This is a genomic window from Aeromonas sp. ZOR0001, assembly GCF_000801015.1.
Classification (GTDB): Bacteria; Pseudomonadota; Gammaproteobacteria; order Enterobacterales; family Aeromonadaceae; genus Aeromonas; species Aeromonas veronii.
The window spans coordinates 1-14,354 of record NZ_JRJY01000071.1 but is presented as its reverse complement, the minus strand read 5'-3'; the positions used below and the strand labels follow the sequence as shown (position 1 = coordinate 14,354).

At 57.5% G+C, this 14,354-nt stretch carries 13 protein-coding genes and 2 tRNA genes; 10 read left to right on the top strand and 5 right to left on the bottom strand.

Annotated features, from left to right (window positions below):
- Window positions 1-90 precede the first annotated feature (90 nt).
- Window positions 91-1,776: an aspartate:alanine antiporter gene (locus tag L972_RS09210; protein WP_005336899.1), complete on the bottom strand. Its 1,686-nt coding sequence runs from the start codon at window positions 1,774-1,776 to the stop codon at window positions 91-93.
- Window positions 1,777-1,913: 137 nt separating this feature from the next.
- Between L972_RS09210 and L972_RS21395 the strand changes: the two genes are divergently transcribed.
- Complete coding sequence (locus tag L972_RS21395; RefSeq protein WP_047437735.1) at window positions 1,914-2,411, top strand: hypothetical protein; 498 nt, start codon at window positions 1,914-1,916, stop codon at window positions 2,409-2,411.
- Between the two features lie 138 nt (window positions 2,412-2,549).
- On the opposite strand, the gene L972_RS09200 is transcribed toward L972_RS21395, so the two are convergent.
- Window positions 2,550-2,625: transfer RNA gene (locus L972_RS09200), tRNA-Asn, on the bottom strand.
- Between the two features lie 133 nt (window positions 2,626-2,758).
- Between L972_RS09200 and uvrB the strand changes: the two genes are divergently transcribed.
- The 3 genes from uvrB to L972_RS09185 all read left to right on the top strand — a co-directional run bounded on the left by uvrB (window position 2,759) and on the right by L972_RS09185 (window position 5,852).
- The gene (gene uvrB, locus L972_RS09195; RefSeq protein WP_047437733.1) at window positions 2,759-4,771 is read left to right on the top strand and encodes an excinuclease ABC subunit UvrB; all 2,013 of its coding nucleotides are present in this window, start codon (window positions 2,759-2,761) and stop codon (window positions 4,769-4,771) included.
- Window positions 4,768-5,025: a YkvA family protein gene (locus tag L972_RS09190; RefSeq protein ID WP_047437731.1), complete on the top strand. Its 258-nt coding sequence runs from the start codon at window positions 4,768-4,770 to the stop codon at window positions 5,023-5,025. The genes uvrB and L972_RS09190 overlap by 4 nt, the downstream gene beginning before the upstream one ends.
- Window positions 5,026-5,204: 179 nt before the next feature.
- A complete protein-coding gene (locus tag L972_RS09185) occupies window positions 5,205-5,852 on the top strand; it encodes a DedA family protein (RefSeq protein WP_047437729.1) in 648 nt (215 codons plus the stop codon).
- 78 nt (window positions 5,853-5,930) lie between these two features.
- Here the strand turns inward: L972_RS09185 and dsbB are convergent, their stop codons facing one another.
- Window positions 5,931-6,452, bottom strand: a complete 522-nt coding sequence (gene dsbB, locus L972_RS09180; RefSeq protein WP_005336895.1) for a disulfide bond formation protein DsbB — start codon at window positions 6,450-6,452, stop codon at window positions 5,931-5,933.
- Between the two features lie 98 nt (window positions 6,453-6,550).
- The gene (nhaB, locus tag L972_RS09175) at window positions 6,551-8,131 is read right to left on the bottom strand and encodes a Na(+)/H(+) antiporter NhaB (RefSeq protein ID WP_005360973.1); all 1,581 of its coding nucleotides are present in this window, start codon (window positions 8,129-8,131) and stop codon (window positions 6,551-6,553) included.
- Between the two features lie 333 nt (window positions 8,132-8,464).
- Between nhaB and fadR the strand changes: the two genes are divergently transcribed.
- The 6 genes from fadR (at window position 8,465) to L972_RS09150 (ending at window position 14,033) form a co-directional block, all read left to right on the top strand.
- A complete protein-coding gene (gene fadR, locus L972_RS09170; protein WP_026034983.1) occupies window positions 8,465-9,178 on the top strand; it encodes a fatty acid metabolism transcriptional regulator FadR in 714 nt (237 codons plus the stop codon).
- Window positions 9,179-9,443: 265 nt separating this feature from the next.
- On the top strand, window positions 9,444-9,584 hold the full coding sequence (locus L972_RS20755; protein WP_005345965.1) for a TIGR02808 family protein: 141 nt from the start codon (window positions 9,444-9,446) through the stop codon (window positions 9,582-9,584).
- Window positions 9,585-9,772: 188 nt separating this feature from the next.
- Window positions 9,773-10,330, top strand: coding sequence for a YaeQ family protein (locus L972_RS09165; protein WP_005336887.1), 558 nt, complete (start codon window positions 9,773-9,775; stop codon window positions 10,328-10,330).
- 12 nt (window positions 10,331-10,342) lie between these two features.
- Window positions 10,343-11,227, top strand: a complete 885-nt coding sequence (locus tag L972_RS09160; protein WP_047437727.1) for an AEC family transporter — start codon at window positions 10,343-10,345, stop codon at window positions 11,225-11,227.
- Window positions 11,228-11,449: 222 nt separating this feature from the next.
- On the top strand, window positions 11,450-11,914 hold the full coding sequence (locus tag L972_RS09155; protein WP_047437725.1) for a hypothetical protein: 465 nt from the start codon (window positions 11,450-11,452) through the stop codon (window positions 11,912-11,914).
- 283 nt (window positions 11,915-12,197) lie between these two features.
- Window positions 12,198-14,033 (top strand): sigma 54-interacting transcriptional regulator, encoded by a 1,836-nt coding sequence (locus tag L972_RS09150; protein ID WP_047437723.1) that lies wholly within the window; start codon window positions 12,198-12,200, stop codon window positions 14,031-14,033.
- A gap of 165 nt (window positions 14,034-14,198) precedes the next feature.
- On the opposite strand, the gene L972_RS09145 is transcribed toward L972_RS09150, so the two are convergent.
- Window positions 14,199-14,275, bottom strand: a tRNA-Val gene (locus L972_RS09145).
- Window positions 14,276-14,354: the final 79 nt, after the last annotated feature.

The following is a 14,354-nucleotide window of genomic DNA, read 5'->3' as shown; positions in this document are numbered from 1 at the left end:
ATCAGAAGGATCGGTCAATGGATCCTTAACTGATCGGCATTAGGAGCCTGAGGCTCCCTTCTTTGTTAGCGGTAATGTGATGGCTGCTGGCTAGAACCAGAAGCCGATGATAAAGGAGCCCGCCAGGGTCAGCATCACGTTGGCCACCGCATAGGTACCGGCATAACCGAGCGCCGGAATGGAGCTGTTGGCTGCCTCGTTGACCACATCCATCGCCGGGGCACAGGTACGGGCACCTGTGATGGCACCGAGCAGCAGTGCCGGGTTCATCTTGAGCACCCAGACCCCGAACAGATAGCCGACCAGCACTGGCAAGGTGGTCACCAGCATGCCGGAGAAGAGCACTACCGTACCCACCTCGCTGAGGTGGTCGAGGATGCCGCCACCGGCTTTCAGGCCCGTGCTCACCATAAAGACCGCCAGACCAAGATCCTTGGCCAATCTGAGCGCGCCGGGCGGCACATAGCCGACCGTCGGGTGGTTGGCCCGCAGGTAACCCATCAGAATGCCTGCCAGCAGCAGGCCGACGGCGTTGCCGAGACCGAATTCGATCTGACCGAACACCAGCGAAACGGAGCCGATCAGCAGGCCGAGTACGAAGAAGGTGGTGAAGGCCACCAGATCCGTGGTCTGGCTGTGGATGCTGATAAAGCCGATCTTGTTGGCCAGCAGTTTGACCCGCTGCTTCTCGCCGCTGATCTGCAACACGTCGCCCTTTTGCAGCATGATGTTGCGATCGAACGGCATCTCGATCTGGGAGCGCACTACCCGGTTGAGGAAGCACCCTTTCTCGGTGAGGTTGAGCTCCACCAGATGGCGGCCTACCACGGAGTCATTCTTTACCACTATCTCTTCGGTAACGATCTGTAGGTCAAGCAAGTTGCGGTCGAACACCTCTTTACCGTTGCGATAGTTGACGTCCAGCTTCTCGTGGCTCTCGGGATAGCCCACCAGGGCGATCTCATCCCCTTCCTGAATGACGGCATCGCCATCGGGACTGGCCAGAATGCCGTTGCGGCGGATCCGCTCTACATAGCAGCCGGTATGGGGATAGATGCCGGTCTCGCGCAGGGTACGGCCACCGATCCAGGCTGCCAGTTCGGGGCCCACCCGATAGGCGCGGATGATGGGCAGATAGGTCTTGCGACTCTCGCTGTCGGAGAGACCCCGCTCGCGGGCGATTTTTTGCGCCTCGGTATTGAGATCGAGTCGTGCCAGCGACGGGAGATAGCGCACCACCAGCATCAGGCCAACCAGACCCACCAGATAGGTCAGGGCGTAGCCGATGCCCATGTTGTCCAGCACCGCCTGCATATCGGTTTGATGAGGCAGGTTGAGCAGACCGCTACGCAAGGCATCCTGGGCACCCACCAGCGCCGGGGTCGAGGTGAGGGAACCCGCCAGGATCCCCGCCGCCATGCCCGGCCCCAGATTGAAGAACTTGGCCAGCCCCACCGTCAGCAGCAGGGCGGTCAGCAAGATCACCAGGGTCAGGGTGATGTAGTGGATGCCGTCGCGCAGGAAGACGCTGAAGAAGTGAGGGCCTGCCTCGATCCCCACACAGAAGATGAACAGCATAAAGCCGACGTTTTCAGTGGTGGCCGCAAATTCGAAGCCCATCTGGCCAAACAGCAGGGCGGTAAACAGCACACCTATGGTGTTGCCAATCTGAAAGTTGCCAATTCGCACCTTGCCAAGCAGCAGGCCGAAGGCCAATACCACGAACAGCAGCAGGGAGTCGCTTTGATGTAGCAGTGTCACGAAATCTATGGTCATGCCCGGAAAAACCGAGGAAAAAAGTGGGGTCGATATTGTGCCGGATCTATCCCCAATAAAGAAGCGCAGGGAAGCGATTAATCGGACGTTATCGGACGCTATTTGTGGAACCGGCGGCGTGATAGGGAGACAAGCGGATGAAATCTGGCAATTTTTGCTGTAACCGTCGTTGTCAATTAGTGAAATCTGCTGCCCGCGACCGAAGTGCTCTGGCGCAGGCCGATATTTTAGATTCTGCTGTTCAGCTGCTTGGCGGGGATCAGTTTCAGCAGATTCAACCGATGGCCGCCATGGTGGATAGAGGGGCAAATCAGCTTGATATTTGCCCGTTCGCCCACGGGGCATGGGTTGGCAAAAAGATGCTTCTGAAAAGTGCCAATAGAGCCTGTCACCAGGTGGTTTCGGAGGGAGCAAAAAAACAGCATAAAATCAGGTTGGCCAGCAAAATGACTCTTTGCCGGGGGCCATCAAGGGCAATCCTGCGTCCTGACGGGGCTTGCTGCACTTACCCACAGAATCTGTGGATAACCCTGTTTATGAAACTTGTTTATCGCCCTGAAAGCCGCGCCAGCACTGGGATGCAAGGGCTGTTCAAAAAATACCGGAAGAAAAATGTTTGTATAAAAATCAAATAGTTAGATGCGACAGGAGAATACTCTGTCGTGCCGGAACGGGTAACAAAAGGGAGCGTCAGCAGCAAGAAGGATCTTGTGCATTAAAATTGGCAGGAGAGGGCACTAAAGTGGATAACTTGCACCGAGATGGTGAGAAATTGGCTCCCCCGACTGGACTTGAACCAGTGACATACGGATTAACAGTCCGCCGTTCTACCGACTGAACTACGGGGGAACATCAGGCAAGGAGGAGCATCATACAGAAGGTGTCCGAGGTGGTCAAGCCATTCGCGGGATGATGGCACGGGTGTACCGCTGCCAAACCCTCGGTTACACTGCTCTCCTGCTGTTTTGTGTCGGGAGTGTTCATGAGCAAATTGTTCAAGTTAGCCAGCCAGTTTCAACCCGCCGGGGATCAGCCCACGGCGATTGCCCAACTGCTGGATGGCATCGAGTCGGGGCTGGCCCATCAGACCCTGCTCGGGGTGACCGGTTCGGGCAAGACCTTCACCATGGCCAACGTCATCGCCCCCCTGAACCGCCCGACCATGATCCTGGCTCCCAACAAGACCCTGGCCGCCCAGCTCTATGGCGAGATGAAGGAGTTCTTCCCCGACAACGCGGTGGAGTATTTCGTCTCCTACTACGACTACTACCAGCCCGAAGCCTATGTGCCGACCACCGACACCTTTATAGAGAAGGATGCCTCGATCAACGATCACATCGAGCAGATGCGATTGTCCGCCACCAAGGCGCTGCTGGAGCGGCGCGACGTGGTGATCGTTGCTTCGGTGTCGGCCATCTATGGTCTGGGGGATCCCCAAGCTTATCTGAGCATGATGCTGCATCTCAAAGTGGGGGATGTGATCAACCAGCGGGATATCCTGCGTCGCCTCGCCGAGTTGCAGTACACCCGCAACGACATGGCGTTTCAACGCGGTACTTTCCGGGTGCGGGGGGAGGTGATCGACATCTACCCCGCCGAATCGGACAAGCTGGCCCTGCGGGTAGAACTCTTTGATGAAGAGGTGGAGCGCCTCTCCCAGTTCGATCCCCTGACCGGCGCCATCGAGCAGACGGTAGTGCGTTACACCATCTATCCCAAGACTCACTACGCTACCCCGCGCGAGACCATTCTGGGGGCTATCGAGCATATCAAGGAGGAGCTGCGCAGCCGTCGCGAGCAGCTGTTGTCCCTCAACAAGTTGGTGGAAGAGCAGCGCATCAGCCAGCGTACCCAGTTCGACATGGAGATGATGCAGGAGCTGGGTTACTGCTCCGGCATAGAGAACTACAGCCGCTACCTCTCCGGCCGTGCGCCGGGGGAGCCACCGCCCACCCTGTTTGACTACCTGCCGGGGGACGGCCTGCTCATCATCGACGAGTCCCACGTGACCGTGCCGCAGATTGGCGCCATGTTCAAAGGGGACCGCTCCCGCAAGGAGACCCTGGTGGAGTACGGCTTCCGGCTCCCCTCGGCGCTGGACAACCGGCCGCTCAAGTTCGACGAATTTGAAGCGCTGATGCCGCAGACGGTGTTTGTTTCGGCGACTCCCGGCCCCTACGAGCTGGAGAAGTCCGGCGGCGATGTGGTGCAGCAGGTGGTGCGCCCAACCGGCCTGCTCGATCCGGAGATCGAGGTGCGTCCGGTGACCACGCAGGTGGACGATCTGCTCTCCGAGATCCGCAAGCGGGTCGCCGTCGAAGAGCGGGTGCTGGTCACGACCCTGACCAAGCGGATGGCGGAAGACTTGACCGAGTATCTGGCGGAGCACGACGTCAAGGTGCGCTATCTCCACTCTGACATCGATACGGTCGAACGGGTGGAGATCATCCGCGATCTGCGCCTTGGCAAGTTCGATGTGCTGGTGGGTATCAACCTGCTGCGGGAAGGCCTCGACATGCCGGAGGTGTCGCTGGTGGCGATTCTCGATGCGGATAAAGAGGGCTTTCTGCGCTCCACTCGCTCGCTGATCCAGACCATCGGCCGGGCGGCGCGTAACCTCAACGGCAAGGTCATTCTCTACGGCGATACCATCACCAACTCGATGAAGGTAGCCATTGAGGAGACCGAGCGGCGCCGCGCCTTGCAGCATGCCCATAACCTCAAGCATGGGATCACCCCCAAAGGGCTCATCAAATCCATTGGCGATGTGATGGACATGGGGGGCAGCCGCACGGCAGGCAAACCAGGCAGGGGGATGCGCAAGGCAGCCGAGCCGCAAGGGGAGTACCATGTCCGCTCTGCCAGCGAGATTGCCAAAGAGATCAAGCGGATGGAGGAGCAGATGTTCCAGCATGCCCGGGATCTGGAGTTCGAGCAGGCGGCGGCACTACGGGATCAGATCCAGCAGTTGCGCAGCGAGTTGATCGAGTCATGAGCCGCAAACGCTGGCTTGTCTGGCAACGACTTCGTCGTCTCTATCAGGGCTTTCGCCATCCCTGTACCCCCTGGTGGGCGAGGGGCCTGGTGATCATTATCCTGCTCTATGGCATCAGTCCGGTGGATCTTATCCCCGACGTGGTGCCCTTGCTGGGATGGTTCGATGATGTGACCCTGCTGCTGGTGTTGCTATGGGGCTGGGAGCGTTGCCTGCCCCCTGCAGTGCGCAGCGAGCTGGAACAGGTCTCCTAGTTCACCTTTTCAACACGGCGCTCGGCATCTCTCTTTGTGCTCCCACCCTCGAAGGAAGCGGAAAAACGGTTTCATTTGAAGGTGGGCGCTGCGGGATGAAAAAGAGGCTAGCCCGGTGATTGTCGCCCGGATGGCATTGGCGTAGACTCCACGCCGTTCACTTTATGGGTATGGAAAAAATGGATCTGATCCTCTTTGCAATCGACTTTATTCTGCACGTTGACGTGCATTTGAAAGAGCTGTTCGAGAACTATGGCGTCTGGGTTTACGCCATCCTGTTTCTCATCATCTTCTGTGAAACCGGGTTGGTAGTGACGCCGTTCCTGCCGGGTGACTCCCTGCTGTTTGCCGCCGGTGCGCTTACCGTGGGCAGCGTGCTGGACGTCCATACCCTGGCGGCCGTGCTGATCATCGCTGCCGTGTTGGGCAACGTGGTCAACTACACCATTGGTCACTTCTTCGGCGAGCAGCTGTTCCGCAACCCGGACTCCAAAATCTTCCGACGGGATTATCTGGAGAAGACCCACGCCTTCTATGCCAAGCATGGCGGCAAGACCATCATCATCACCCGCTTCCTGCCCATCGTGCGTACCTTTGCGCCGTTCGTGGCAGGGATGGGGGCCATGACCTATCCGCGCTTCCTGGCGTTCAACCTGGTTGGCGGCCTGCTGTGGGTACTCTCCTTCGTTTATGCCGGTCACTTCTTTGGCAATCTGCCGGTGGTGCGTCACAACTTTACCCTGCTGATCTTCGGCATCATTGGTATCTCCCTGTTGCCCATGGTAATTGGCGCGGTCAAGGCCAAGATGGGTACTGCCAGGGCGTAACCAGAAATACGATCAATTAGTACGAGAAAGGGGGAGCCATGATGGCTCCCCCTTTTTATCTCCAAGCGGGTATGACACTCAGTTGCAGCAACGCCCTTTCACCAGATTGCCGATGGCCACCACGGTGAAGACCAACAGGTAAGCGGCGAAGATGACAACCAGCCACTGGGGCATGGAGTAACCGAAGAACTGCCAGGTGATCTGGGCACAATCCCCTTCCGGCATAAAGAGCCAGGGGAGCCACTGATCGAGCGGAGCCCAGCTCGGGAAGTCGGCAAACGGGCTGCAGACGTTGAACGGGGAGGGGTTGACCTGATAGTCCACATGCTTGAGGGCCAGCTGGAAGCCGCGGAAGGCACTGTAGCCCCATAGCAACATGGCGCTCCAGCGAACATACCACTTATCCGGCGCCACCATGCCGAGCAGACCGGCGGCCAGCACACCCAGGGTCGCCAACCGTTCGTAAACGCACATCACGCACGGGGAGAGGCCCAGCACATGCTGGAAGAAGAGGGCGCACAACTCGAGGAACAGGGCTGATGCTGCCAACAGGCCCCAAGCCAGCCGATGGGCGGCAATACGGCGGAGAAACTCGATCATCTCATTGATCTCTCAGAAAAAACAGTGGCTGAATTAGAGCAGAGCGGAACCGAAAAGAAAAGGGCCCTGAAAGGGCCCTCGGAAACCGTCGCAATGGATTAATGCAGCGCCGGCTGTACCGCTGGCAGCGCACTCTCCATCACCAGCCATCCATGCTGATAGAACCACTCGGTGGCAGGACCAAGCAGCAATTCGACAGAGAAAAAGCCGATCAGCCCCAGCACCAATGTGTAGGGCAGCGCCATCCAGACCATGCGGCCATAGGAGAGACGCAGCAGCGGCGCCAATGCCGAAGTGAGCATAAACAGGAAAGCGGCCTGACCATTGGGGGTGGCGACCGACGGCAGGTTGGTACCTGTGTTGATGGCTACCGCCAGCAGATCGAACTGGGCGCGGTCGATGGCACCATTGAGCATGGCCGTCTTTACCTCATTAATGTAGACGGTGCCGACAAAGACGTTGTCACTGACCATGGAGAGCACCCCGTTGGCCAGATAGAAGAGGGCCAGCTGGTTCTCCGGTTTTGCTGCCAGTACCAGCTGGATCACCGGCTTGAACAGCTGCTGATCGATGATGACGGCGACCACGCTGAAGAAGACGGCCAGCAGGGCGGTGAAGGGGAGAGCCTCCTGGAAGGCTTTACCCAGCGAGTGCTCCTCGGTGATCCCGGTCAGGGAGGTGGCCAGCACGATGACCGAGAGACCAATCAGACCAACGGCTGCCAGGTGCATGGCCAAGCCGACAATCAGCCAGACCGCAATCAACGCCTGAACAATCAGCTTGGCCTTGTCTTGCGGGCTGCGTTTTGCCTCTTCGTAGCGGTTGTACTCCTCCATGATGGCGCGCACCGTGTCCGGCAGGCGGGCGCCATAGCCAAACCAGCGGAACTGTTCCACCAGCACGCAGGTCAGCAGACCGCAGATAAAGACGGGGATGGTGACGGGAGACATGCGAATGGCAAATTCGGCGAAGTTCCAGCTGGCTTGCTCGCCGATGATGAGATTTTGCGGCTCGCCCACCAAGGTGCAGACACCACCCAGCGCGGTACCGATGGCGGCATGCATCATCAGGCTGCGCAGGAAGGCACGAAAATCGTCGAGATCTTGGCGATTGAGCTCGGCGACTTCCTTATCATCGGTATGGTCATGGCTGTGACCAAACTCCTTGCCGGACGAGACCTTGTGATAAATGGCATAAAAGCCGGTGGCGACGCTGATCACCACGGCAATCACGGTCAGGGCATCGAGAAAGGCTGACAGGAAGGCTGAGACCAGACAGAAGGAGAGGGAGAGCAGGATCTTGGAGCGTACGCCGATCAGCAGCTTGGTGAAGACATAGAGCAGCAGCTGCTTCATGAAATAGATGCCTGCCACCATGAACACCAGCAACAGCAGCACTTCGATATTGGCGACCAGCTCGTGCTTGACCTGATCGGCGGAGGTCATGCCGATCAACACGGCTTCGATCGCGAGCAGACCACCCGGTTGCAGGGGGTAGCATTTGAGGGCCATGGCGAGGGTGAAGATAAACTCAACGACCAGTAACCAGCCCGCAATGAAAGGATCAAGGTGGAAGGCAATCGGATTGATCACCAGAAATAGCAAGATGGCGCTTTTATACCACTGTGGTGCATTGCCCAAGAAGTTCTTGGCGAATGCCTGCCCTAGGCTTATTGGCATGATAATGGGTCTCAACTTTGTTGTTAGGATCTGCTTCTATGCAGTCAAGGATGATTCGACCTGTGCCTCCGGATGTTGGCCTTTATCTGTCTGATTCCTCGTGATTTTAATCAAAAAGCGTGACGATTATAAATGATAGCCGATGGATCTCTGCCCATGTGTCTGTTTTATAACCACCTTGTCGGGGTTGGCTGGCTCCCTCGTGGCGATTAGATACATATTCCCAACACTATATTTGCCATATGTGAGCAGAGGACTGACCTTATGCTTGCCAGCCATCATCGCTTTGATATCATTCGTCAGCCTTTTTACGCATTACAACAGAGTCAATTCATGGTTATAAAAGCGCAGAGCCCAGCTGGGTTTGCCGAGGAATACATCATCGAGTCCATCTGGAACAATCGCTTTCCTCCCGGATCTATTCTGCCCGCCGAGCGTGAATTATCCGAGTTGATCGGGGTGACGCGGACTACCTTGCGCGAAGTGCTGCAGCGACTGGCCCGTGATGGCTGGTTGACCATACAGCATGGCAAGCCGACCAAAGTGAACAATTTCTGGGAAACCTCCGGCCTCAATATTCTGGAGACATTGGCTCGTCTGGATCAGGACAAGGTACCTGATCTGATAGCTCAGCTGCTCTCCGCCCGTACCCACATCTGCACCATCTTTATCCGCGGGGCGATCCGTCACAATCCGGAGCAGGCCGCCGAGATCCTGCGTGGCGCCGATGGGGTCGAGAACAACGCCCAGGCTTATGCCGAGTTCGATTATCGCCTGCACCACCAGCTGGCGTTTGCTTCCGGCAATCCGATCTACGCTTTGATCCTGAACGGTTTCAAAGGGTTGTACAGCCGGGTCGGCAGCTACTACTTCTCCGACAAGCAGGCCCGTGAGACCGCAGATGCCTACTACAAGACTCTGCTCAATCTGGCGGAGACCAAGAACCACGAAGCCGTGTTCATGACGGTGCGTCAGTACGGTATCGAGTCCGGCAAGCTCTGGACCCGCCTGCGTCAGGACATGCCAAGCGATCTGTGCGACAACTGATCCCTTGCCTGTGCTGTCCAAGAAACGCGCCATCCGGCGCGTTTTTTTATTCTGTCGTGTTTGTGTCTATCCTTGATTGGCGGTGGTAATTGCTTGAACTGCATGGATATTTGGCCAAAAAGCTTGATCCAGCGCAAATGAACCCTGCATTTATCACTTTGGTGGCATAGGACCCAACCGCTGATTGAGGTCAAATGGAGGCATCAAGAGCGGAGCCAATATCCGCCAGAAGGAACACACCTTTCACCGGATGAAGGACACAACAATGAGTCTTCTTGAACACACCATCTGGACAGTACTGGGATACGGGGCCATGCCCTTTATCTTTCTGAGCGGATTCGTGGCGGTGGCAGTGACCTGTTGCATGCTGCTGAATGCGTTCGGGGTACAGTCCGCCGAGAAGTGAGTCGCTTCTCCATGCCGCCAAATGCCAGTCTTCGGACTGGCATTTGTTTTTTGTGTTTTTTAAAGCACTTATCCCGGCAGGGAAGGGGAAATCTTTGGTCAGGATGGTCGAACCTGCCGCCGATTTTGATTACACTGGCGCCCGTATTTCCCACTCACCCTTCTCTTATCAGGGGTTCAAGGTTTTCTATGGCTCTCAAGGCAACCGTATTCAAGGCCCAGATCAGTTTGTCTGATATGGATCGCAATCTGTATCAGGACTTCTCCCTCACGCTGGCGCGCCACCCCTCCGAAACCGATGAGCGGATGATGATCCGGCTGGCGGCTTTTGCTTGGCACGCCGCTGAGCGACTGGAGTTCACCAAGGGATTGAGCGCCGATGACGAACCCGAGCTCTGGTGCAAGAACTACTCGGACGAAATAGAGCTCTGGATCGAGCTGGGCCAACCCGATGAAAAACGGCTGAAAAAGGCCTGCAACCGCGCCCGTCAGGTGGTGCTCTATCTCTACGGTGGTCGTGGCACCAGCGTTTGGTGGAAGCAGAACCAGGGCAAGCTGAGCCAGCATGACAACCTCAGCATCATCGAACTCTCCGACAGCCAGACACTGCCGCTCACCGCCATGGTCGAGCGTACCATGCAGCTCACCTGCACTATCTCCGATGGTCAGCTCTGGGTCAGTAACGGCGCACTGGAAGTGACGCTGGATCCGGTGGTGCTGATGGGCAAACCGGCCCGCGAACTGTAACGGACGCAGCCCATGTTCAGCGCCTTGCTCAATATCGTCATTCCGGTGTTCGGTGTGGTCGGGCTCGGTGCACTCTACGGGCGATTGCGACCGGGGGCTGCGCTCGGTTACGTCAATCGGGCCAATATCGAGCTGTTTACCCCTGCGCTAGTCTTCTCCGCGCTGGTCAAGTATCCGCTGGCGCTGGCGGAGCATATGCCGCTGATTGCGGCGGGGGCGCTGGTTATTCTGTTACCCGGTCTGCTGCTCGCGCTGCTCAAACTCAAAGGGATTGAGCGGGCAGCGCTGATCTTGCCCGCCATGTTCCGAAATACCGGCAATCTTGGTATCCCCTTGATGGTGCTGGCATTTGGCGAGCAGCAACTGGGGGCCATCGTGATCCTCTTTGTGCTCTCCAATCTGCTGCACTTCTCGGTCGGCATGTTTATCCTCTCGGCCAATACCTCCCGCTGGCTGTGGCTGCGCAGCCCGGTACTGTGGTCCGCGCTGGCCGGTTTGCTGGTGGCCAACTTGCACATTACGCTGCCGGAATATGTGGTGACCACGGCCTCGCTGCTCGGCCAGATCTCGGTGCCCCTGATGCTCTTTGCGCTGGGCATTCGCCTGATGGAGGGAGAACTCGATCACCTGGGCCTCGCGCTCAAGTGCAACCTGCTCTATCTGCTGGCGGGGGGATTGTCGCTGCTGCTGGCGATCTGGCTGTTGCCCCTCAAGACGGAGTGGATCCCGCTGTTGATGTTGTCGGTTTCCTTGCCCCCTGCGGTGTTGAATTACATGCTCTGCGAGCAGTATCACTGTCAGCCGGACAAGGTGGCCAGTATCGTGCTCGGCGGCAATGCCCTCTCTGTGCTAGTGATCCCGCTGGCGGTCTGGCTGGCACTTCATCTGCCCGGCTAAGTCAGATTGCATCGCTGCGGCGGTGCGACTCACTGGTCTATTGCTTGATCGAACCGAGTCGCAGTAGTTCGCATCTAATCCATGCCATCTCTGTCCATTATTGCCTCCGTGATATATCTGTCGTCCCCGTATCCGGCCCTGAGCCCCAGGGCTAACGGCGACAGCTATAGTTGAAAAAGAGCTGACTGACACTGTTTAACCAATGCCAGTGAGGGAAACCGGATGAGCACAAGTGAGCAATCTGATCCTGTGGGGCAGGCAAAATCGCGCTATGACCCGGCATTGCCTACCGGTTATGACTGGCGCAGACACCGCCGTTTTATCCTCAGTGGCGGTGGTTACAAGGCACAATGCAGCCGTCGCAACTGGTTTTTGGAGTTGCTCAACCCGGTGCCCTATGTGGTGGTGCGCGACATAGCCATCGGCGGCATCGGCATTCTGGGGGCCATACGGTTGAAAGAGGGGGATGAGCTGGTGATTGCCATTCCCTCTGGCGAGAAGCTGCGCGGTCTGGTCGTGAGATCCCAGCCTGACCCACTCTTTCCCAAACTCTATCGCACCGGTATTCGTCTGCACCGTTATCCGACGGCCGAGCTGTTTGCCCGCTGGCAAAGTTACATTCAGCCGCAAGATAAAGCGGATTTCGACCATGAGTGCCAAGTCTTGAAACAGGTACGTGGTGCGTGAACCAAATGCCATTTCAGAGGTTGGGTTCCCCACATTCAGCATGATCTGTCGATGGACTTTGCGGATCAGCAGGCTTGGCTGGCCCAAGTGATTCATCTCGCTGCATGTGTTTTCATCTTTATGTTTTTATTGAATTTTATCTGTACCTCTGAAGTCGCGGAGGATGCAGATCATTTTCCCTTTTCGTGATCCCCCCCGAAGTAGTTCCCCCTGATATCCCTTAGTATCTGGCTAGCATGACTCCCTTTAGGGGGAGGATAACAAGAACAAAAAGGAATGATGGATGAGATCCGTGAGCAACCAGTGTCTGTTGATGCAGATCCAGCCGACCATCTTGCGCTTTGCCAAGATGCTGGCGAGTGTGCTGCAGCTTGAGGTCGAGATTGTGGATGCCGATATGGTTCGGGTGGCTGGCACCGGGCCTTATGGCAAGTTCTTCGGACGTCAGCTGGAGGGGGATTCCCGCCTGCTGCGCTATGTGATTGATAATCAGCGGGAGAAGATCGTTACCCACACCAGCGATGATCCCGTGTGTGACGGCTGTACCTGCAAGGAGAGCTGCCGTGAGCGCGCCTTCCTCGGGGTCCCCATCATGGTGGACGAGCGCTGCATCGGCGTGATCAGTCTGGTGGCCTTCAGCGACGAGCAGCAGGCGCGCCTCAACAACAATCTGCAGGATGTGTGCGACTATGTGCGCCACATTTCCACCATCTTTGTGGCCAAGTTGCTCGATTCGCGCGGGCTGTCGGACGGGGTCAACAAGGTGTTCCTCAATCTGATGACCAACATGGATCAGGGCTGCCTGCTGCTCGATGACAAGAGTCAACTGCTCTACGCCAACGAGGCGGCGCTCCATCATCTGGGTTGCCAGCAGGAACAGCTGCAGGGGCGCGAAGTGGGGATCCGCCCGCTCACTTTCTCCCAACAGGGGCTGAGTGGTCATCTTCAGCACATCATCACCTTTGAGGGGCGTCAGGAGCTGATCATCGGCCAGCTACACCATGTGCAGGGCCAGCAGCTCTTTCTGATGGCGTTTCACCAGTCCCACTCCGGTCAGGTGCAGGAGCCGGATCCGGATGTGCGGATCGATCAGCTGATCGGCGAGAGCAAGCCGATGCGCACCCTCAAGCGACTGCTGCACCGCATCGCCCAGAGCCCCTCCAGCGTGCTGATTTGTGGCGAGAGCGGCACCGGTAAAGAGGTGGTGGCCCGCGCTGTCCATCGCCTGAGTCCCCGTCAGGACAAGCCTTTTATTGCCATCAACTGTGCCGCCATTCCCGAACAACTGCTGGAGAGCGAGCTGTTTGGCTATGTGAAGGGCTCCTTTACCGGTGCTTCCAGCGGTGGCAAGCAGGGCCTGATCCAGGCAGCCCATCAGGGCACCCTGTTCCTTGACGAGATTGGCGACATGCCGCTCACCATGCAGGCCAAGCTGCTGCGGGTGCTGGAGCTGCGGGAGGTGACCCCCATCGGGGCCAGCCGACCGGTGCCGGTGGATATTCGCATCATCGCCGCTACTCACCAGCATCTCGATCAATACATCGTCGAAGGGAAGTTTCGCGAGGATCTCTACTACCGCATCAACGTCATCCCCCTCAACCTGCCGCCACTGCGGGAGCGGGAAGGGGACGTGGAGCTGCTGACCCACTACTTCCTCAACCTGCACACCAGCCGCATTGGCATTGTCTATCCCGGTTTGGCTCCCGAGGTGATGGCGCTGCTCAAGGGGTATCGCTGGCCGGGCAACGTGCGCGAGCTCAGCAACCTCATCGAATATCTGGTCAACGTCAGCCAGGCGGGCGAAGTGATTGACGCCAGTCTGCTGCCCCCCAACATCATCCGCAATCAGGAGCCCCATCGCGTGGCGGCCCAGTCGATCCCGGTGACCAATCTGGATGCGTCGTTCAATGTGCCTGCCACAGCTCCGCTCGCCGCCACGCCGGAGAAGCTGCCTGAACCCGTTCCGGGTGAGAGCGGCCTTGAGAGCATGGAAAAACAGATGATAGAAGAGACCCTGCAGCGGCTTGGCAACAAAAAACTGGCCGCACAGGCGCTGGGGATTGGGATTGCCACCCTCTATCGCAAGATAAAGAAGTACGAGATTGCCGTGCAGAGCTGAGGCGCTGGCGGCATCTATCCGGCCCGTGTCGTTTATCGGATGGCACAGGTTTTTTATGGGAACAAGGTTCTGCGCCATTGCCCGGTCGGTGATGAACAGATTGGCGGGGAAGGGAGGGCGGACAGAATGCAAAAAGCCCGCTCGATGAGCGGGCTTTTTATAATCTGGTGCGTCCTAGTGGATTCGAACCACCGACCCCCACCATGTCAAGGTGATGCTCTAACCAGCTGAGCTAAGGACGCAGGGTGCGCAATGCGGCTTTTATTTCTTTATGCAGAAGTGGTGGGTTTAATTGGATTCGAACCAACGACCCCTACCATG

Coding starts and splice junctions, on each gene's coding strand:
- L972_RS09210 (WP_005336899.1), bottom strand. CDS start 1,776: ATGACCATAGATTTCGTGACACTGCTACATCAAAGCGACTCCCTGCTG.
- L972_RS21395 (WP_047437735.1), top strand. CDS start 1,914: ATGAAATCTGGCAATTTTTGCTGTAACCGTCGTTGTCAATTAGTGAAA.
- uvrB (WP_047437733.1), top strand. CDS start 2,759: ATGAGCAAATTGTTCAAGTTAGCCAGCCAGTTTCAACCCGCCGGGGAT.
- L972_RS09190 (WP_047437731.1), top strand. CDS start 4,768: ATGAGCCGCAAACGCTGGCTTGTCTGGCAACGACTTCGTCGTCTCTAT.
- L972_RS09185 (WP_047437729.1), top strand. CDS start 5,205: ATGGATCTGATCCTCTTTGCAATCGACTTTATTCTGCACGTTGACGTG.
- dsbB (WP_005336895.1), bottom strand. CDS start 6,452: ATGATCGAGTTTCTCCGCCGTATTGCCGCCCATCGGCTGGCTTGGGGC.
- nhaB (WP_005360973.1), bottom strand. CDS start 8,131: ATGCCAATAAGCCTAGGGCAGGCATTCGCCAAGAACTTCTTGGGCAAT.
- fadR (WP_026034983.1), top strand. CDS start 8,465: ATGGTTATAAAAGCGCAGAGCCCAGCTGGGTTTGCCGAGGAATACATC.
- L972_RS20755 (WP_005345965.1), top strand. CDS start 9,444: ATGAGTCTTCTTGAACACACCATCTGGACAGTACTGGGATACGGGGCC.
- L972_RS09165 (WP_005336887.1), top strand. CDS start 9,773: ATGGCTCTCAAGGCAACCGTATTCAAGGCCCAGATCAGTTTGTCTGAT.
- L972_RS09160 (WP_047437727.1), top strand. CDS start 10,343: ATGTTCAGCGCCTTGCTCAATATCGTCATTCCGGTGTTCGGTGTGGTC.
- L972_RS09155 (WP_047437725.1), top strand. CDS start 11,450: ATGAGCACAAGTGAGCAATCTGATCCTGTGGGGCAGGCAAAATCGCGC.
- L972_RS09150 (WP_047437723.1), top strand. CDS start 12,198: ATGAGATCCGTGAGCAACCAGTGTCTGTTGATGCAGATCCAGCCGACC.